General features: G+C 52.1%; 18 protein-coding genes. 3 read left to right on the plus strand and 15 right to left on the minus strand.

Annotated features, from left to right (window positions below):
• Positions 1 to 3: 3 nt before the first annotated feature.
• From EH207_RS08190 to folM, 8 genes are all read right to left on the minus strand, one after another.
• Positions 4 to 831: an EcsC family protein gene (locus tag EH207_RS08190; RefSeq protein WP_137713541.1), complete on the minus strand. Its 828-nt coding sequence runs from the start codon at positions 829 to 831 to the stop codon at positions 4 to 6.
• A gap of 70 nt (positions 832 to 901) precedes the next feature.
• Positions 902 to 2,671, minus strand: a complete 1,770-nt coding sequence (locus EH207_RS08195) for a sensor domain-containing phosphodiesterase (protein WP_137713542.1) — start codon at positions 2,669 to 2,671, stop codon at positions 902 to 904.
• Positions 2,672 to 2,909: 238 nt separating this feature from the next.
• Entirely contained in the window at positions 2,910 to 3,737 is an 828-nt protein-coding gene (locus EH207_RS08200; RefSeq protein ID WP_137713543.1) for a trypsin-like serine peptidase, read from the minus strand.
• Between the two features lie 133 nt (positions 3,738 to 3,870).
• Positions 3,871 to 4,008: a small membrane protein YdgU gene (gene ydgU, locus EH207_RS18685; protein WP_483995148.1), complete on the minus strand. Its 138-nt coding sequence runs from the start codon at positions 4,006 to 4,008 to the stop codon at positions 3,871 to 3,873.
• Between the two features lie 76 nt (positions 4,009 to 4,084).
• Complete coding sequence (gene asr, locus EH207_RS08205; RefSeq protein WP_137713544.1) at positions 4,085 to 4,336, minus strand: acid resistance repetitive basic protein Asr; 252 nt, start codon at positions 4,334 to 4,336, stop codon at positions 4,085 to 4,087.
• A gap of 165 nt (positions 4,337 to 4,501) precedes the next feature.
• Positions 4,502 to 5,806, minus strand: a complete 1,305-nt coding sequence (gene rstB, locus EH207_RS08210) for a two-component system sensor histidine kinase RstB (RefSeq protein ID WP_137713545.1) — start codon at positions 5,804 to 5,806, stop codon at positions 4,502 to 4,504.
• On the minus strand, positions 5,803 to 6,537 hold the full coding sequence (gene rstA / locus EH207_RS08215) for a two-component system response regulator RstA (RefSeq protein WP_137713546.1): 735 nt from the start codon (positions 6,535 to 6,537) through the stop codon (positions 5,803 to 5,805). Before rstA ends, rstB begins: the two co-directional genes overlap by 4 nt.
• A gap of 136 nt (positions 6,538 to 6,673) precedes the next feature.
• A complete protein-coding gene (gene folM, locus EH207_RS08220) occupies positions 6,674 to 7,396 on the minus strand; it encodes a dihydromonapterin reductase (RefSeq protein ID WP_137713547.1) in 723 nt (240 codons plus the stop codon).
• A gap of 130 nt (positions 7,397 to 7,526) precedes the next feature.
• On the opposite strand from folM, the gene EH207_RS08225 reads away from it, so the two are divergent.
• A complete protein-coding gene (locus EH207_RS08225) occupies positions 7,527 to 7,946 on the plus strand; it encodes a hypothetical protein (RefSeq protein ID WP_137713548.1) in 420 nt (139 codons plus the stop codon).
• A 66-nt stretch (positions 7,947 to 8,012) separates the two neighbouring features.
• On the opposite strand, the gene dauA is transcribed toward EH207_RS08225, so the two are convergent.
• Positions 8,013 to 9,731: a C4-dicarboxylic acid transporter DauA gene (gene dauA, locus EH207_RS08230; RefSeq protein WP_137713549.1), complete on the minus strand. Its 1,719-nt coding sequence runs from the start codon at positions 9,729 to 9,731 to the stop codon at positions 8,013 to 8,015.
• Positions 9,732 to 9,919: 188 nt separating this feature from the next.
• On the minus strand, positions 9,920 to 11,014 hold the full coding sequence (gene chaA / locus EH207_RS08235) for a sodium-potassium/proton antiporter ChaA (RefSeq protein ID WP_137713550.1): 1,095 nt from the start codon (positions 11,012 to 11,014) through the stop codon (positions 9,920 to 9,922).
• A gap of 706 nt (positions 11,015 to 11,720) precedes the next feature.
• Here chaA and EH207_RS08240 point away from each other — a divergent pair.
• On the plus strand, positions 11,721 to 12,404 hold the full coding sequence (locus EH207_RS08240) for a gamma-glutamylcyclotransferase (protein WP_137713551.1): 684 nt from the start codon (positions 11,721 to 11,723) through the stop codon (positions 12,402 to 12,404).
• Between the two features lie 69 nt (positions 12,405 to 12,473).
• Here EH207_RS08240 and EH207_RS08245 read toward each other — a convergent pair whose 3' ends face one another.
• From EH207_RS08245 to EH207_RS08255, 3 genes are all read right to left on the minus strand, one after another.
• Positions 12,474 to 13,517, minus strand: a complete 1,044-nt coding sequence (locus EH207_RS08245; RefSeq protein ID WP_137713552.1) for a DUF481 domain-containing protein — start codon at positions 13,515 to 13,517, stop codon at positions 12,474 to 12,476.
• Positions 13,518 to 13,754: 237 nt separating this feature from the next.
• Positions 13,755 to 15,020, minus strand: coding sequence for an acyltransferase family protein (locus EH207_RS08250; RefSeq protein WP_137713553.1), 1,266 nt, complete (start codon positions 15,018 to 15,020; stop codon positions 13,755 to 13,757).
• Positions 15,021 to 15,202: 182 nt separating this feature from the next.
• Positions 15,203 to 15,910 (minus strand): hypothetical protein, encoded by a 708-nt coding sequence (locus EH207_RS08255; RefSeq protein WP_217496122.1) that lies wholly within the window; start codon positions 15,908 to 15,910, stop codon positions 15,203 to 15,205.
• Positions 15,911 to 16,178: 268 nt separating this feature from the next.
• On the opposite strand from EH207_RS08255, the gene EH207_RS08260 reads away from it, so the two are divergent.
• Positions 16,179 to 16,427 carry a GlsB/YeaQ/YmgE family stress response membrane protein gene (locus EH207_RS08260; protein WP_137713554.1) on the plus strand — a complete coding sequence of 83 codons (249 nt, stop codon included), beginning with the start codon at positions 16,179 to 16,181 and terminating at the stop codon, positions 16,425 to 16,427.
• 70 nt (positions 16,428 to 16,497) lie between these two features.
• On the opposite strand, the gene EH207_RS08265 is transcribed toward EH207_RS08260, so the two are convergent.
• Entirely contained in the window at positions 16,498 to 17,592 is a 1,095-nt protein-coding gene (locus tag EH207_RS08265; protein WP_137713555.1) for an ABC transporter ATP-binding protein, read from the minus strand.
• 187 nt (positions 17,593 to 17,779) lie between these two features.
• Positions 17,780 to 19,273, minus strand: a complete 1,494-nt coding sequence (gene pdxR / locus EH207_RS08270; protein WP_137713556.1) for a MocR-like pyridoxine biosynthesis transcription factor PdxR — start codon at positions 19,271 to 19,273, stop codon at positions 17,780 to 17,782.
• Positions 19,274 to 19,320 lie beyond the last annotated feature (47 nt).

Consider the following 19,320-nt stretch of genomic DNA (forward strand, 5'->3'; position numbering starts at 1 on the left):
GTTTCAGTCTTTCAACCGCACATACGCCGACTTAATTTCTTCTTCGCCGTATTTTTGTTCCAGACGTTGGATAATGAAATGGCCTCGCGCCATATTCTGATAATGATGAATGAACAGGGTATTGATGGCCGCGCCGCTGGCGGCGCCGATGACCGGAACGATTTGGGCGGCCATTTTTTCCGTGATGGTAATGCCCAGCCGGGTCGCAACGGCATCAATTAGCCTGGCCAGCGTTCTGCCTGCCTGTGACGTAGTGATTCTCGCCGAGGTTTTTTCCGCTCCCTTCTTGCCGGCAAGCTCGATCAATTCGCGGGTGGCATGTTTCGTGACATCGGCAAGAACGGCGCGGGAAGCGTAGTAGGCAGAATCTGCGGTGTCATCGTTTTTGCTCTTGCCACCCAGCGCGAACACTTCCACGCAGGCGGCTTTGACGGAAAAATCGGCCAATGAGAAACCTTCGCTGCGGGCGATATCGGCAACGGAACGCATCATGATCGTTGTAGTGACAGGCAATTCGACCATCAATCCCGCCGCGCCGAAAAAGCCGCTGACCGCCCCCGATGTCGCCGCGGCCAGCGTATGGCTCTTCGGCGATGAGGCGCGTTTGGGCGTGTCATCCAGCGTGTACAACGCGGCATCGACAGATTTATGCAGCGCGGCGTGAACCACATTCTGAACGTTGTTTTTCACCCATGCAGGCAGTTTTGACAGGCTCCATTCAATCGGCTTTCCCGCCAGATTCGCCAACTGGATAGTGATTGAGGGCGCTTCCAACAATGCAATGGCTTGCCGAATATCGTCGAGGTCTTGTTGGTTATCAAATATGGTCATAACGTGCTCGAAACCCTGATTGCCGTTCTCATATGTCTATGACGTGAACCACGCGTTTTGGCAAGACGCATCACTGGGCTTTGTGGTTAGCCAGCCAGGTGGTGAATGCTTCCGGTAAAATCGGTCGGGAAAAATAATAGCCCTGAACTTCATCGCAACCAAATTGGGTTAGATAATCGAGCGTGTCTTTATTTTCGACGCCTTCCGCCAGTACTGAATAATTAAGTTTGTGCAGCATACTGATGATGGATTCGACAATGACCCTGCTATTCTGATCGGTTTTAATATCTTTTATCAGTGATTTATCCAGCTTGATAACCGTAGCCGGAATATTTCTCAGATAGGTCAGATTGCTGTAGCCGGCGCCAAAATCATCAAGGGCAATAATAAATCCGTGTCGTTGTAACGTCAAAATAGCGGCAATCATTTCTGAACTTTCGTGGATTTTCTGTGTTTCCACACATTCAATTTGAATATCGCTCGGCGTTAAACCGTAGTTATCAAGAAGATTAATTAAACGTTCAATAAAGTCGTCTTCAGCAAAATTACTGGCCGCGACATTGATGGACACGGGAAATAACAGTCCCGCCTGACGCCAGGTTTTTAGCTGTTTGGCGGTCTGTTTGATTACCCATTGCGTCAGCGGACGCATCAGCGTGGTGCTTTCTGCCAGGGGAATAAATTGATCGGGATAAATTTCACCTAATTCGGAATGGTGCCATCGGATCAGCGCTTCCGCACCAATCACAGTATGGTCGGTGATGTTCAATTTGGGCTGATAAACCAAATACAGGCCGGGTTTATCGTTTTTTAATATGTCGGACAGATCATTAACCAATGTAAAAGCCAGGCGTTTGGTTTGATCGCTGGCCGCGTCGTAGGCGCTGTAACGCACATTGTTATCAATGGCGTCATGCAATGCGCTCATGGATTCGCGCAGAATACGTTGCGGGTTGTCCACGGGGATCTGGAATTCCGTATAACCGGCAAACAACTCCAGTTTTAACGGCACATGACTGGTAATACTGTCGTTAATACGATCGGCGCAAACAGCCAATTCATCAAGTAACTGCACTTTTTTTTCTGCTTTCACCAGCAGAGCGAAACGCCCTACGGCCGCGCTGTAAATGCTCCCGTGAGCGTGGAAGGCAAGGCGCAGAAATGTGCCGACATCTTTCAGGATGGCTTCCACGGTCGGCATACCGAGTGAGCGCCCCATTTGGTAGGCGTATGAAATATCAATGCTGTCGATCAGCACCAGCAGGTAGTTTTCATGGATGTCCGTCAAGTGGCCGATATCCTCCATCAGCCGCTGCCGGTTTGGTAAGGCGGTAACCGCATCAATCAGGCCGATGGCATTGCGGTAGTCAATCAATGCCATGACAATCGCCGCCAGATCAGTGAGCTTACTCAGCTGTATCTTGTCGAAAGTCCGAGGGATATAATCAATCGCGCAGATCGTACCGATGGGATGGCCGTCTGCTGTGATAAGCGGTGCTCCCGCATAAAAGCGAATGTGTGGCTCACCCGTGACATAGGGACTGTTTTTGAAGCGCTTATCCTGCAATGCATCCTGGCAAATCAGTATATTGCCTGTCTGAACCATGTAATGATCGAATGACCCGACTTTTTCCATTTCGTTTAAAACAAAATTGGTCTTGGCTTTTATATGCTGTTTCTTTGTACCGATGAGGGTGATCAGTGCCGTGGGTACGTTAAGCAACTGACAGGTCAGATTGGTGATTGTATCAAGTATGCGGTCTTGAGATGTTTCAAGATTTTTTAGCTTATCGAGAGTCTGCATGCGTTTTTTTTCATCATGATCTAAATGCCTTAACATGCTACCCCTCTTCTTGAGTAATAATAGAGCGTTCTTTTGCTTTAATTAATTTAAGATACAGTAACATAGAGGAAGTAAAAAGAATGTGGTTTATCGCAAAGCGATTAACGCTATGATTTATAATGCTATAAATTAAGGACCAAGGTTGCCTGATAAAGTGGGTGGTCTACATCAAGCATAGTTTATACGGAGTTGATGTGCCGTAATCGGATGCGAGACAGCCAGACGCGAGACGATATCAGCGCGCGGCGCGGGCCTCGCTTGCCAGCATTTCCAGTTGCTGACGAATGGCGGTAACCGAAACGGCGCGGTTGTCGGCCCGTTTACGATCGCTGGCCGCCGGCGCTGAGCTTTGAATAGCGATTAATCGCCATCCTGACTCGGTGTGCAGCATGAGCGGAGAACCACTGTCACCCGGCAATGTATCGCACTGGTGTGTCAGCACCGCGGGTTGGGCCCAGCCGGTAATCAGACAATCCTGATGACGGTACAGCGTATCCTGATGATCTTCAGGGTAACCCGCTTGCGTTACCCGCCGCCGGTTTTGTTGCAGCGCCTCGATGAGCGACTGACGATTACCTTGCCACATAGGGAGGGGGGCGATACCGGGGGGCGGCTGCTTTAACCGGATCAGCGCGTAGTCCCACGGCGCGGCAGGCGAAGGTACAATCCAGCCTTCGCCATCGGCCTTCAACTGCCTGCTGAGTTTTTTATTCACCAGCGCTTCAATGTCTTTGGTTTCATAGCGCCAGCCCTTCTTCGTTGCCAGAAAGCGCAGCGCGACAGGTTTATCTACCTTGCGTTTGTGGGGCGTGAGTACGCAATGCCCGGCGGTAAGGGCAAGATGGGGAGAAATCAGGGTCGCGGTACACTGATTGCCGCTGATGGTTTCCAGTTGACCGATCGCCTGCCACGGCCACTGGGAGGGATCGTCCACGCTGTTCCGGTCGTCATGATTAAAAAATAAAATCTGCTGCTGTTTTTCTGCCTCTGGGGAAGGGATCTCCGCCCAACTTGCGGTTGCGGCAAGGAAGAATGAACATAATAATCCGGCTGATATGCGCATGTAATAGTGTGCCTTACGTTAAAAGTCAGCGAATTACCGAACCTGTCAAGTGAAATAACTATAGATGGATTTTCCATAGCATGATTAGGGATGGCGGGCATTTTCAGCGTAAAACGGGGGCTGATCTAAGGGATTACAGGAAAAAGAGCAGAGTAATGAGCCCACAGAGGATGACAAGGGATAAGATGATTTCATATGAGTAACGACGTAACATCATCCGATATCCATGAAATACACCCGGTAAACCGGGTGTGCAGACTGCTGACAACATTCTGGCCTTGTCTTAATCCCCCTCCGCGTATCACCCCCTTCTCAGAGGGGGCTAACCCATTGAGGTGAATCTTTTATCAGGCGGCTGGCGGGGTCGTATCGGGTTTTGCCGTTTTCGCTTTTTTCACATGTTTTTTTGCCGCTTGCGCTTTTTGCTCCGTAGGGGGCGTTTTCTTCATGTGTTTTTGGGTATGGGTAACGCGAGCCGGAGTAGTCGTGGTTGCCGGAGCGGTCACTTGAGCCGAGGCGTGGGTTGTGGTATCCGCGGCAAAGGCGACAGAGGACAGACCCAGGGCAGCGCCAGTGATTGCAACTAATACTTTTTTCATCATCATTTCCTCGTTATCTCTTTCAGGTTTCATGACCCCGATTAGGGCCGGTGAACAGAGCATAAGGAGAAAAGCGGGCGGCTTCCGTAAGTGATTGGTTTCGGCGTGTAACCGAATGTACACGCTGCGGCGGCTTCATACATTCGGGTGAAAATAGAGCGAGTTTCAGGGGGCAATCTGCGTCGGCGGCAGGTTTTTTTGCGGCCAGTGAAAGCGGAAGCGGGCGCCGCCAAGCGGACTGCCGTCGACCGCGACGGTGCCGTCATAGGCGCGAGCGATGGCGTGTACAATCGCCAGGCCTAATCCGCAGCCGCCGCTGCTGTTTTCTATTCCGGCTTCGAGGCGGACAAAGGGTTCAAAAATATGATCGCGGCTATCCGGCGCAATGCCGGGGCCGTCATCCTCGACCTGAAGACAAGCGCTCCCGTCGGGGTTCAGCAATAGGCTGATATGCAGCCGCCGCCGGCAAAAACGGAGCCCGTTGTTGACGAGATTATTCAGTACCCGTTCCATCAGGCGCAGGTCAAGCGGGCCAAAATCGTCTGGATGAGGAATATCCAGCGTAATGGTTTTGTCCGGGTGGATCAGCCGGAAATCATCAACTTTGGTTTGTAACCACTTGGGAAAATCGACGGGGGCGAGATGTAAGGCGACCTGAGGACGGTCAAGCCGGGCATAGGTAATGAGTTCGTCAATCAACGCTTCCAACTGACCGATATCGCGGTTCAGCGCTTGCCGCTCTTCCTCCGTCAAATTTTCACTCATGGCGAGCCGATAACGCAGGCGTACAAGCGGGGTACGCAACTCATGGGCAATATTGTCAATCAGCTGTTTTTTACTGGCGATCAGTTGGTTCAGGTTATCCGCCATCCGGTTAAAAGCGACGCCAAGCCGGAACAGGCTGGAGGTTTGATCAAAATGGAGCCGCTCTTTAAGGTGACCGTCTCCCAGACGTTGCGCCGCGTTTTCGAGTTTCAGCATCGATTTCCAGTGCGGGCGCATCCACAAAAATACCGGCAAGGCCAGTGACAGGCCAATGAGTATCACCAGCAGCAGATCCAGCAGGCGTATTTCGTGCAGGAAAAACAGGTACGGAATGGGGCCGACGGCCAGCACATAGTGGCTGCGCGGGATACGTTGGATAAAGGTATATTCATGGTCGAGCGCCACGATCTCGCCCTGCCGAAGACGCAGCCGGGCGTTTGGCGGCAGCGCATATTTATTCAACGGCTCGATATGCAATTTGAACGACAGATTCAAATCCATCTGATTGATGGTTTTATGCCAGTCGCGCGGGGGAATGGTTCGCAGCTCGTTACGGATCAGATAGAGCGAGCTTTTCATTAAGTCATTCATGGACTGCCGCCCGGCGCGTTCCGCCGTGACTTTATACACCAGCCCCACCAGTAGCGTCATCACCACGAAGCAGGCAAACAGCAGCAAAAAAAACTGGATAAACAACTTTTTCATTGTGTGGCGCTTTCCCAGGTATTAGGCGCAAACAGGTAACCTTTATTGCGTATTGTCTTGATACGAAAGGGCTCCTGCGGATTGTCGTACAGTTTTTTTCGTAGCCGGGAAATGGCGACGTCGATGCTGCGATCCATGCCGTCATAGCTGACGCCGCGCAGGTTTTTCAGCAACGCGTCGCGATCCATGATGTGACCGGCATGGGTAGCCAGCTGCCAGAGCAGATCAAAATCGGCGGTGGACAACATGATATCCTCTTTGCCCAGCATCACCGCGCGATTTACCGGGTCGATACACAGCAGACCAAAATGCAACGGTTTGTGAACCTGCAACGCTGCCGGAGCACGCTCTACGCCGCTCTGCGGCATCACGGCGTACTGGCGCAAATGCAGGCGCAGACGAGCAAGCAAAACCGCAGGGGGCGTGGTTTTCAGAAGGTAATCATCAGCGCCCATTTCCAGCGCCAGAATATGGTTCATGTCGCTGTCCAACGAGGTGAGCAAAACGATTGGGCCGCCGTACTGTGGCCGCAATTCATGGCAGAGGGTCATGCCGTCTTTACCGGGCAGCATGATATCCAGCAATACCAGATCGGGCTGTTGCTGCGCAATAAACGCCAGCGCGTGATCGCCACGCGGTTCGACCTGAACATCAATATCGTGCTTACCCAGATAAGCGGCAATCAGCTTGCCGACTTCCGCATCATCTTCGACAAAAACTATTTTCGGCATGGTATCCGTGTCGTTAAAAAAAGTCCCATACCAGCATAGCCTCGTGCGCCAGTTGGTACTAGCAATCAAGCGTAAACGGGTGTTAAAGCGCTGGGCGGTATGGGGAAAGCGTAAGAACAAATGGAAGATAGCGATATCAGCGCAACAACCTGCCGCCATCCAGCCCGATAGTTTTGCCTGTCAGATAATGGCTGGCAAGCAGGTAATCCACCAGCCGGACGATTTCTTCTTCGCCCGGTGCGATTTTCATCAGCGATTTGTCCAACGCCTGCTGGCGATATGAGGCCGCGTCGTGCTCATGAAACATAATCAGCGCGGGCGCGATGGCGTTGACTTTCACTTCAGGGGCCAGCTTGCGGGCAAATGAGCGGGTCATGTTGTCGAGCGCCGCTTTGCTGGCGGCATAGGCGATGTGTTTGTCGCTGCCTTTTTCCACCACGTAGTCAGTCAGGTGAATAATATCGGCACCTGCGGCGCCCTGGCCGCGCAGACAAGACTCCAGTAATTGATTTAATAAATAAGGGGTGTTGACGTGTATTTGCAGCATCTCCGCCAGGACCTTTTCCGGTGACGTATCCGCGCTCTCTGGCCGCCAACTGCTGGCGTTGTGAATGATGGCGCGCAGTCGGGGGGCAAGGGTTTTGATCTGGTCGGCGAAGGCATAAATCTGCTCGTTGGTGGAAAAGTCGGCAGACAGACAGATGGCGCCTTGCTGCGTCAACGCGTCTAGCGCCGGGTAAACGCGACGATAGCTGACGATGACCGGAATATTTTGCGCCAGAAATGAACGGGCCAACGCAAGCCCGATGCGTCGGGCGCCGCCGGTGATTAAAACCGGCGCGGAAGAAAAAGCTGCCACAAGCCATACTCCTGAACAAGCTGTAAAACCACAATGAACCGTGTCAATATACCCGAATAAGCTATCAGAGAGGGTAGGGTTTTACTCTGAAATAGTGTGAAAAGCCACTGGTGAAGAGGAGAATAGGGGAATGAATAAGGATTGCCCTGAATCTGCGGGTTCCAGTGAAAAGATCTGTATCGATTACACTGATTATTTGGCGGCGTTGTGCAATAAACGCTGGCGTTTTATGGATGCGATGTACGGCGTGTTGCCGATTTTTGGCATGGTGACTAAAAGGCCGTTGTCCCGTCAGGACGCAACGGAGGATCGATTGAAAGTGCTGGCGCTACAGGTGCTATCCACTCAGGTCAGTGACGAGACGAATATCGTGAGGCTGATCACGTTGGCGCAGCAGCAGGGGCTGACCGCGTTTGATATTCTGTTGCCCTATCCGCTGACCAGCGAGCAATTACGCACAATATCGCATGAATGTAGCGACACGCTAACCCTGACCCAGCATAACGAGCGACTTTCCATCTGTATCAAGTCGCCGATGTTGCCGCATTAAAGACGTTCGACGGCACCGATGCTGGGTTTTGACGGGCAGAGCACGCCTGCCCGTTAAATGGTTTGCTTATTCAGCGACCGCGGCAGATTGATTTTCTGTAATGGCTTTTAGCGCCAGTGACAGTGAACCATAGAAACTGAGACGGCCTTCAATGGGATAGACATTGGCGCGGGCCAGCGTTTTTAACGGCTGGAACGGAATATCGGTCACGATCAGACGCTTGCCTGGCGGCAGCGTTTCGCTGAAGCGCAGGAATGCGTTCAATCCCCCGGCATCGAGCACCGGCACCGCATCCCATTGTAGAATAATGGTCTGATACGCCTCGCTGCGTTGCTCCACTTCGTTGAAGATACGTTCGGCGGCGGCGAAAAACAGCGGACCGTTGACGCGCAGCACCAGATGGTCCGGTATCTTGGTTTCAGGCAATTCACTCAGTTTGGTCATGCGCGCGATACGACGCATAAAGAGTAATGACGCCAGCACAATCCCGACGGTGATGGCGATGACCATATCAAACAATACGGTCAGCGACATGCAAAGCAGCATCACGATGATGTCGTCTTTAGGGCCGTGACGTAGCAGATCGACCACCTTGTGGGCTTCGCTCATGTTCCAGGCAACTATCAGCAACAGCGAGGACATGGCGGCCAGCGGCAGATAAGAGAGCCAGGGCGCGAGGACCAACAGCGCCAGCAACACCAGCAAAGCGTGGATCACGGCGGAGACGGGGGAAGTGGCCCCGGCGCGTACGTTCGCGGCGGAGCGGGCAATCGCGGCGGTAGCGGTAATGCCGCCAAAGAACGGGGCGATGATATTACCAAAGCCCTGTCCCATGAGTTCGGCGTTCGAGTAATGTTTTCTGCCGGTCATGCCATCCAGAACCACGGCGCAAAGCAGGGATTCAATTGCGCCGAGCATTGCCATCGAGAACGCCGCGGGCAGCAGGGCGGAAATACTTTGCCAGTCCAGCGACATGGTGTTGCCGCCCGGAACGGCAACATCCCAGGGAAGCACCAGACGCGGCAGGATAGGCGGAATCCCCTGTCCCTGGGCGCCATCGGCCAGCAGATAGCTGAAACGAGAACCGATGGTCGCGACCTCCGAGCCAAACAGCGACAGCACGCCCATCACCGCCATGCCCGCAAGCAGTGCGGGAAGATGTCCCGGCAGACGAATGCCCAGCTTGGGCCAGACAATCAGTACCATCAGCGTGGTGATGCCAATCAGCGTATCGCCAGGCTGGAATGTCGGCAGGGCGCGGGCGAGTTCGGCAACTTTACCAACATAGAGCTCGGGCACCACCACCACATGAAGTCCAAAAAAATCTTTAATTTGCATGGTGGCGATGGTGATGGCAATCCCGGACGTAAATCCCAGCGTGACCGACAGCGGGATATATTCAATGAGCCGCCCCAGACGGCAGGCGCCCATCAAGACCAGAAAAATACCGGAAAGTAGCGTGGCGACCAGCAGCCCGGAAAGACCGAACTGCTGAGAAACCGGATATAGAATGACAACGAAAGCCGCTGTCGGACCGGAAACGCTATACCGGGAACCACCGCTGACGGCGATAACGATCCCGGCTACGGCGGAAGTATACAGACCATATTGCGGGGGAACGCCGCTGGCGATAGCAAGCGCCATTGCCAATGGTATGGCGATAATCCCAACCGTAATGCCTGCAATGATGTCATGAGTAAAGCGTTGCAGCGTATATTTTTCGCGCCAGCACGCTTCAAGAAGTGCGCTGAACGGTTTGATACCGTTAATTCCGTGCGTTTTCATCGAGGAAAGAACCAATAAAGAAACAAAGAATGGCGGGCCAAACGGTCCGTCGTAGACATACGCGATATACGATACGCCTTATGCTCTTCAGAGATCCAGACATACATCAAGAGGAAGCTGGTTATAAGGGCGGTGCCGCATTCTGCGGCACCGGTGAAGTGGGGTGTTAAAGCGGGCGGGTTTTTGTTTTACAACATGATGGTCATCAGGTAAGCGGCGAAAAGGGCAAGATGCGCGCTGCCGCTGAGGACATTGGTTCTGCCGGTTGAAAACGTGATATGACACAGTACCAGCACGGACAGCATCACGACGATATGCGGCATATCCAGCCCAAAGTTCAGCGAATGGCCTGTCAGCATGGCGATCACCGTCACTGTGGGAACCGTGAGGGAAATGGTGGCCAACACGGAGCCGAAAAACAGATTCATGGCGCGCTGTACCTGGTTTTTCAGTACTGCTCGAATCGCGCCTAGTCCTTCCGGCGACAGAATCAGCAACGCGACCAGGAAGCCGGTAAACTGCGCGGGCGCGTTCATTTCTGCCAACAGCGTTTCCAACGGCAGGGAGTTCATTTTGGTCACGCTGATAACGGCAATCAGGTGGATAAGTAACCACACGGTATGCCATAGCGAACTGTGCGCGGACGGTTTCCCATGATGGGGATCGTCCCCTTCATCTTCATGCTCGTAAACAAACAGGCTTTGGTGAGTACGGGTTTGAATCAACAGAAATACGCCGTACATTGCGGCGGAAATCAGGGCGATAATCAGAGACTGGGCGATGCTGAAATTTCCGTCCGGCAAGGCGCTGGGGAAAACCAGCACCAGCACGGCCAACGGGAAAATCGCCATCAGGTATTGTTTGATGCCGCTCAGGTTGACGTACTGGGTGGCAAATTTCCGTCCTCCCAACAGCAGGGCGAAACCGACCAGTCCTCCCGTCACAATCACGATGATGGAATAGAGCGTGTCGCGCATCAGATTAGGACCGGCGTCGCCGGTAGCCATCAGCGCCGAGATCAGACTGACTTCAAGGATCACGACAGACAGGCTGAGGATTAGGGAGCCATAGGGTTCACCCAGTCGGTGGGCCAGCACATCGGCATGGCGGACCACGCTGAACGCGCTAAAAAGAATACCGGCTAAAGCCAGCAAGTTTATGCCCAGAATGGTGAGGAAATTTTGCGAGTTTCCCGACAGGAACAGAACGAACAACGCAATAATGGGGAGAATAAGCGAATATTCCTGATGGCGGGTTTTGACAACCTCGGTGTGAGACTTCATTTAAGGGGCTTCTCCTTATCCAGAGGAATTATGCGCGGAGGCAAAAAAATAGTACGTCATCAAACGGCTTCTTCGGCACTGACGTTACTAAAAAGTAGTTATAGCGTAAAAAGAAAGCATAGGTTAGCAAATTATCTGCGGATTGCTGACTTTTTTACTAATTTTTACGCTTAACGCTAAAATTTATGTGAAAGTGGGGAATATGAGTGTTTTTGTATTATCATAATAATATCTAGTGTTTTTTTTATGATTATTATTCAGGGTTGTTCATGATATCGAGGTGTTTGTGGTGTTAATGCTGTTTATTTTGCTCTTCTCATTAGTAAAGTCAGACATAATGCGGATTACGTCCACCTTCCCGATCCCCGTGCAGTTGAAGACCCGTTAGTCTGCCGACAAGCCAGTCCTGCGTATCCGGCATTTTTTTGATGTGTTAATGTGGGTTGCCGGTTTGCCATGCATTGTCTTCCTGAGTGAGTCGGCGGACGCGTGCTTGAAATATGACGGGTGTAGCGATGTAAATGATAACGATGTGATCTTTTTTACTTTTTGTGACCGGTATCAACCTTGATTGCTGAGCCAGAAATGAATAACCTTGATTCTGGTGTTGCCGTAAAATTAACCAAGCAAAAACAATCGGGTTTTAAGGTTGAAACGACAATGGACTTTCATAAACAACAAAAAGTACGACCAGGAGCTGTCAGTAGTGTTAACACGTGATTTTTTGCAGAAAGCAGATTGTAGAACGTCTTTTGGTTGTATTGAGGAAACCTTATTACTCACACCACAGCAGCGGGCGGACTCGCTGGCGCAAACCCTCGCTAGTCGGCCTGACGACAGCCCGGTCTGGGTTTTCGGCTATGGTTCTCTGATGTGGAATCCGGTTTTCGATGCTGAAGAAGCTTGCCTGGCCACCCTGTACGGCTGGCATCGGGCTTTTTGTTTACGCCTGACCGTCGGGCGCGGTACGGCAAGTCAGCCGGGACGCATGCTGGCGCTAAAGCAGGGCGGACATACCACCGGTTTGGCATTCCGTCTGCCTGAGACTTCTCTGCGGGAAGATTTGGAACTGCTGTGGAAGCGTGAAATGCTGACAGCCTGCTATCGGCCGTTATGGTGTGAACTGCATAAGCGCGATGGTGACACTGTCACTGCGTTGGTGTTTGTTGTTGAACCTGAACATCCACTGGTCGAGCAGGATACCTGTATTCAGAAAGTTGCGCCCTTGATTGCACAGGCTAGCGGTCCGCTGGGGACGAACGCTCAGTATCTGTTTGCGTTGGAAAAAGAACTGAAAAACTACGGCGTGCTGGATAACGGATTGAGCGAACTTGCGCAGCGTGTACGTGTTTTGCAGCATCAGTTAGCCGTCAGCGATCAAGAACAATGAGAGCGGCCGCCCGCTACGTTGGCGAGCGTCGTTGGTAACGCTCGCTAATGCTCAAGCTTTCGCGCTGGTTTACCAGCCGACGCCGACACCCATCGTGTACAGGGTATCATCGACGTCACCCTGATCGCTTTCGACGCGGGTGCGTGACACTTTCATACTCATTGAAGACCAGTCGGTCAGCTTGAAACGCAAACCCGCTTCCGCTTTTAGATAGAGCGGCGCGGTAGCGTCGAAAGAGCGGCCCAATTCACCGTTGGTAAACGCTTCTATCGATTTACTGTAAAGATAACGGTTGTAATCCCACTTCACACCGCCGGAGTAAAAGTCGTCTTTTCCTTCATCCCGGTAGACATAGGTCTGGGTGCTGAGCAGCGTGGTCAGTGAAAACGCGCCAAGATCGTTATCCCAGAACTGATAACCCGGACCAAGACCGAACGAGCGGTTGATTTTGATACTTTCAATCCAGTCTCGTTTGTATCGATAACGCGCCTGCCAGAACCAGTTTTCATCCACGAATTTATCCAGCGCATATTCGCCTGACGCGTTTTTAGTGCTCTGAACGTTGTTTTCTTTCGCCAGGTGGTAGTTGACGTCGACGTTATGACGCCATGTACCGTGGCGTGCCTGCGTATCCAGGCTGGCATCATAGTTGTCGGTTTCAGTCGAACTTTTCTTGTGTGACATGCCTGCGTCGATGTTGCCTTTCCAGACAAAGTCTTCCACCAGGGGTTTCTGCGCGACAATTGAGGTAATTTCAGAGAGTTTCAGCGTCTGTGGCCCGGATTCATCGTTGGCGAGCGACGGTAATGCCACGATAGCGCGATTTTCCCCGGCTTTAATCTTCGGATAGAGTACGCCGTCCTGATAGCGTTCGCCCTGAATGACCAGGCCGTGATCGGTTTCAAAGGTTTTTACCTTATCCCATGAAACGGAGAGCGTACCGGCATAATCCGTAGTGAGGAATAACTTTCCGCTGTCAAGCAGGGTGATTTTACCGCTAAGTTGGTCGCCGTTGGTCAACCAGACGGTATCGGCGCGGCTTTGGGAAATGCTTGTGCAAGCATATGCGATAACCAGGCTCAGGGAAGATATTGCGTATTTGGATAGTGTCATTTTGCCAGATAAAGATACACAGTGGTGACAAGTATTGAACGACGTCATTCAAGACGTACAGCCGATTGAGTAATAAGCCGGTTTATCCCGGAACGGCAAACATTAACAGGAATTGATGTGAGGCTCTAGTCAAAAACGAACATTAGCGAGAATGGAAATAGTTACAAAAGATATGTTGGATGATTAACAGCTATAACGCGATGTTCGTCACACTTCGCGCGCTAGCTGTTGCAAGGCTCAGGTCGGGGACGCTGGACGCGGATTCAGGAAGCGTGCCGTCAGGAACTGGCGAACGGGTAAAATGATACGTTCTTGGAACATAACGCACAGGGTGGCGGTAGCGATCAGGAAAATAAGGTAGCCGGTCATTGACAACTGAACCTGTCCGGCGGCGGCAATACACTGATTCCAATTGGTAAAGCAGGCCATCGGATCTCCCCGAACCAACTGTTCCAGGGTGCGAAACAGGTTGAACAGCGGCACATGCAACGCAAAAATCGACAGCGATGCGGCCCCCAGACGGGGGGACCAGTGCCGCAGAAATTCGCTATCGGGATCACGCGCCAGCGCACTGATACAAACCAGACCCACCTGCGCGGGCAGCAGCAAACCGTTGTGCAGCAGGAAATACCAGTATGCCTCACCGTGGGTAAACAGCCAGGTCGCCACGATAAAGTTGGCGAAAATGAAAAGCGCAACGCCATAGCGTTGGACTCTGGTCAGCGGCAAAACGTCTTTCTGACGATATTGACGGAAAAGGGCATAACCGAGAATTCCCGCCAGAAATTCGGGTAAACGGAATATGGGCCCACGTTGCAATAGCCCAGTGTATGGCATGCCGTATTGCTCGCTCCAGACAACCCAGATGGGCGGCAGCAGGTAGAGCAGGCAGACAATCCCCATCCACAGCCAGGGATGACGGCTGTTGAGCAGCCGCGGGGCCAGCAGAGGAAACAGCAGATAGAAAAAGAACAGCGTGGAAAGCGACCACAGCGGGGCGTTGAACGTCAGAAAATAGGGATTCCACGCTTGTAACAACAGCAACTGTAAAACGCTGTTGAATGCCAACTGTGCATTGGACATATAGTGGCGCAGCGATTGTGGGTCGGCCGCAGGATCGTTGGTGTCATAAATCACGAAACGGGCGCTGGCGACCTGTCCTTCCGGCGGAACCGCCAGCCATTGCATCAGTGTCACGACGGCAACCGACGAGAGCAACGCGATAATATGGATGGGGTAAAGGTTAAACAAGCGTTTGGCCCAGAAATGTCGGGCCGGTTCACGTAAACGACCGTCTTTGATGTAGACGTGCGCCAAGAGAAAACCCGACAACACAAAAAATGTGCTGGTGGCAAAAAATCCCATACTGGTGAGCTCGGTCAAAAACGGTACGCGCAAACGCTGTGGATAGGCATGTATTGTGTGATAAATCATAACATAGCAGCCGAGCAAAAATCGTAGCCACTCCAGCCCGATAAATCGCTCTTTACTGATTTTTTTCATATTACTCCTCAACGTTACAAACCTGTTGAAACAGCGTAAAAACAGTGTAATCGTTTAGTTTAAACGAGAGCAACACCGCATTAATTAGGATTTTGTCTATAAATGACCTGTCGGTTTAGGCGCAGTTGTAAGTGGGGTGGGGAACGCGGATAACCTCGCTGGCCTAAATTTCATGTTCAGTACTATAAAACGTAGCTGGAGCCGTAACTATCAATCCAGTCATGCATATTTTGGTTGATATAGCAATTTCCTTCGTGATGCTGAAATTTCAGTTTCGTCTTCAAATTTAATTCCAGTACGCCTTGCCCGGTCCAGGAATCGACGATAGCGCCTCTAGGAAACGTGTTACTCGGATTCATGACAACGTAATTATGACTGAGCTTGTGATTACTCATGATCTTGAAGTCGTCAACGCCTAAACGATGTTTCAGATGAAGTGCGACTTCCAGCGCTTGCATATCGCAATTGGAAAAACCGTGTGCTCTGCATCTGTCCAGACATGTGGAGAGTTGTTCCAGCGACATTTCAATCGCGCCTAGCATTTCGCCGCTGGAAGTGTGATAAATCTGTGATTGTTGCAAAGAAGCAAGCGATTTTAGGGTTTCTGTCGGATATGCAGATTTCGCCGCACTTTGATACTGTTCTGCTCTTCTCATCGTCATCAGTGAGTCCGAATCCAGCTTATGCGGATTATTGATACGGTCCATCGCCATTTGATACCCGGTTGTGGACAGTCGGGTCCTGTTGGCTATCTCCCTGGTTAAGTCGCTGATCTGTTCAGACAGCCCTGTTACGGCGCCACTGGATTCAGTGGCTGACACACTGCAAGATGAATCCATAGAGTGATTGTGCGTATATGCGTTTGAGTACCAGTTATTAATCCTATCCATGTTTCCCTCCTAATAGTGAATGCTCTTTTTGGTCGTCCTTATACGAACGTCGGTTATTTAGGTGTTATAAAGGGAGATTTTGTTCACCTGTATGCCGGTACGGTTAAAACCGGGCACGTCGCTGCCTCCTGGCTTTTCCAATCAGCGTTAATGATTTTCTGAGCATCTTCCTGACGCTTTTTTCAATCTTTGCCTATACTTGGACTCGTGTCTTATCTGCCGACGGTTGGCAGAGTGAGGGACGCGATGAATCTAAAGAGAGGTTATTATGGGTATTTTGTCCTGGGTTATTTTTGGCTTAGTCGCCGGTATTTTGGCGAAGTGGATTATGCCGGGCAAAGACGGCGGCGGAATTTTTGTGACGATCATACTCGGTGTTGTGGGTGCGGTGGTCGGGGGATACGTCAGCACCTTCTTTGGCTTTGGGCGGGTGGATGGTTTCAATTTCGGGAGTTTTGTTGTCGCGGTGGTTGGCGCCATTGTGGTGCTGTGGATATACCGCATGATCCGCGATTAGCGTATTAATCGGCAGCATGAAAACCGCCCCGTTTTTATCGGGGCGGTTTTGTTATTAGGGAAGATCAATATTAATGGGTGACAATCACATCCAGCGCACGCAGATGCTCCGGGTGCCAGGAAAGCGTGACTTCCGAACCGGTTGTCCAGTGGGGTTGAATTTCGCTCGCGGGCAGCTTCACCATGAACTGCGGCTGGCCTGCCACCTCCGTCATCATGCGCACATGGTCGCCCAGATAGATGAACTGCTGAATCCGTGCTTTGACCTGCTGAGCCAGGCTGTCAACGTTTGCTGCATTAATCCGAACGCGTTCAGGTCGGATACACAAAGCGATTTTTTTGCCCGGTGAGCTGGGCCGCACTTTTAACGCCCGCAGTTGTGTGCCATCGTCAAGCTGAGCACGATAGAAATTGCCGTCGGCGCCAAGTTGTGTGGCGATCAGCGTGTTATTTTCCCCGATAAACTGCGCGACGAATGTGTTTTCCGGCTTTTCGTAGATTTCGCTGGGGCTGGCCATCTGCTGAATGATGCCATCGTTGAAAACCGCGACCCGGTTGGACATGGTCATGGCTTCACTCTGGTCGTGTGTGACATAGACAACGGTCAACCCTAACGCCTCATGCAATTCTTTTATTTCCAACTGCATATGCTCCCGCAACTGTTTATCCAGCGCCCCCAGCGGCTCGTCCATCAATACCAGTTTGGGTTCAAATACTAACGCGCGCGCCAACGCCACGCGCTGTTGTTGCCCGCCGGACATTTGCGCCGGATAGCGATCCGCCAGATTGGTCAGCTTCACGCGATCGAGCACTTTGTCGACCTTTTCTTTGATGTCGGTACGATTCATGCGGCGAATGGATAACGGGAAGGCCAGGTTTTCTGCCACCGTCATATGCGGAAACAACGCGTAATTTTGGAACACCATGCCGATGCCGCGCTGATGCGGGGGAAGGTGGTGCAGTGGGGTATCGCGCAGCAGAATTTCACCCTGAGTCGGGGTTTCAAATCCGGCCAGCATCATCAGGCTGGTGGTTTTTCCTGACCCTGACGGGCCGAGCAGGGTCAGAAACTCGCCTTCATGGATATCCAGATTCAGGTTTTTAACGACCAGACGATCGCCATCGTAGGTTTTCTGGATATTCTTGAAGCTGACATAATTTCTCATTATTTCATTCTCTCGCAGTGACGGGTGTCTTCAACCATCAGGATGCATAAAACATGCCTGTTTTGATAAAAGTGAGCATTACGAGCATGTTGAAAACTAAGAGGGAGAAAATCAGACAATCGGGTCGCCCTGTTATGGTGAGGCCTGTTGTTGGTGAGCACCGAAATAGTGCTTACGCGGCACAGCGTCAAAAACCGCGTTCGACCTTTTTTGACGCCTGAATACAGGACACAATCACGGAAAACGCCTGCGTCATATTGCTCTCTTCCACCGAGGCGTAACCCAGCAATAATCCCCGGTTTCGGGTTGGGCGCAGATAGTAGCTGGACAGCGGTTTGACCGTCACGCCGCGTTGCATAATTTGCGTGCTGAGCTGGACGTCATCGGTGGTTGAAGGCAGCCGAAGCAGCATGTGCAGCCCGGCATTGCTGTTGTCGCCCACATATTCAGGCCCAAGCTGTTGCTCGATCAGCTCTGTCAGCATCGTGCGCCGTTTGGCGTACAGCAGGCGCATACGGCGGATGTGCGCGGCGTAGTGACCTTCCTGAATAAACTGGCTCAGCGTGGCCTGTGTCAGCCAATGGCCGCCACGGTACATCTCCGAATGGGCGATTTTCAGATCACGCGCCAACTGCGGCGGCAAGACCATATAACTGACCCGCAAACCGGGGTAAAGCGTTTTACTGAAAGTGCCGATATAAATCACCGGGGAGTGAGTCTGTAACCCTTGCAGCGAGGGGATTGGGCTGCCGGAGAAGCGGAATTCGCTATCATAGTCATCCTCCACCACCCAGCATTCTTGCTCCTGCGCCAATGCCAACAGCCGTTGGCGGCGTGCCAGACTCATCACCGCGCCCAGCGGGTACTGATGCGAAGGCGTAACGCAGATAAGCCGCGGCACTGACTGGGGCGTTACCGTATCCGGCGGCACCATCCCCTGTTCATCGACGTCAATAGGGGCGACCCGAAGACCATTAATCGTCAGAATGTTTCGCGTTCCCCAATAGCAGGGGTCTTCTATCCAGGCCAAGTCACCGGGATTGCAGAGCATCTTCGCCAGCAAATCCATCGCCTGATGCGTACCTTCCGTAATCAGAATCTGTTCCGGCGTGCATTCAACCGAGCGGGATACCCGCAGGTAATCCATCAGCGCCAGTTGAAGTTCAGGACAGCCGCCGACAGGTGAATAGGAAAGTTGCTCCGGTTTGACGCGCCGTATGAGCCGGGTCTGGATTCTGCGCCACAGATCGAGAGGAAAGCTGGCAATGTCAGGAATACCGGGCATAAACGCGCCCCACTGCCGGGGAGATGCCCCGGCATAACCCAGCAGATGCCGTCCCCGGCGCGATAACTCCTGTATCGGCAATCGGGCCGCCGAGAGATTCACGCTACGTACCTGCATCATGCTGCCGTCCGGCAACTGCTGCGTCACAAAGGTGCCGCTCCCGGTTCGGGTTTCAATATAGCCTTCCGCCAGAAGCTGTTCATAGGCCGCCAATACCGTGTTGCGCGACAGCGACAACTCGTGGGCCAGATCGCGTGAAGAGGGCAGTCGGCTGCCCGCGGTAATGGCGCCGTCGAGAATTGACAGGCGAATACTGTCGTATAGCCGCTTGTTCAGCGTGCCAGCCTGTTGGTTGCCTAAACGCTGTAGCAGTAAATCGGTTAAAAGCGAGCGCAAAAGTGGTTCCTTCAAATATTCAAAACTGGCACTGGATTATAGAACCA

This window comes from Brenneria rubrifaciens (genome assembly GCF_005484945.1).
Lineage (GTDB): Bacteria > Pseudomonadota > Gammaproteobacteria > Enterobacterales > Enterobacteriaceae > Brenneria > Brenneria rubrifaciens.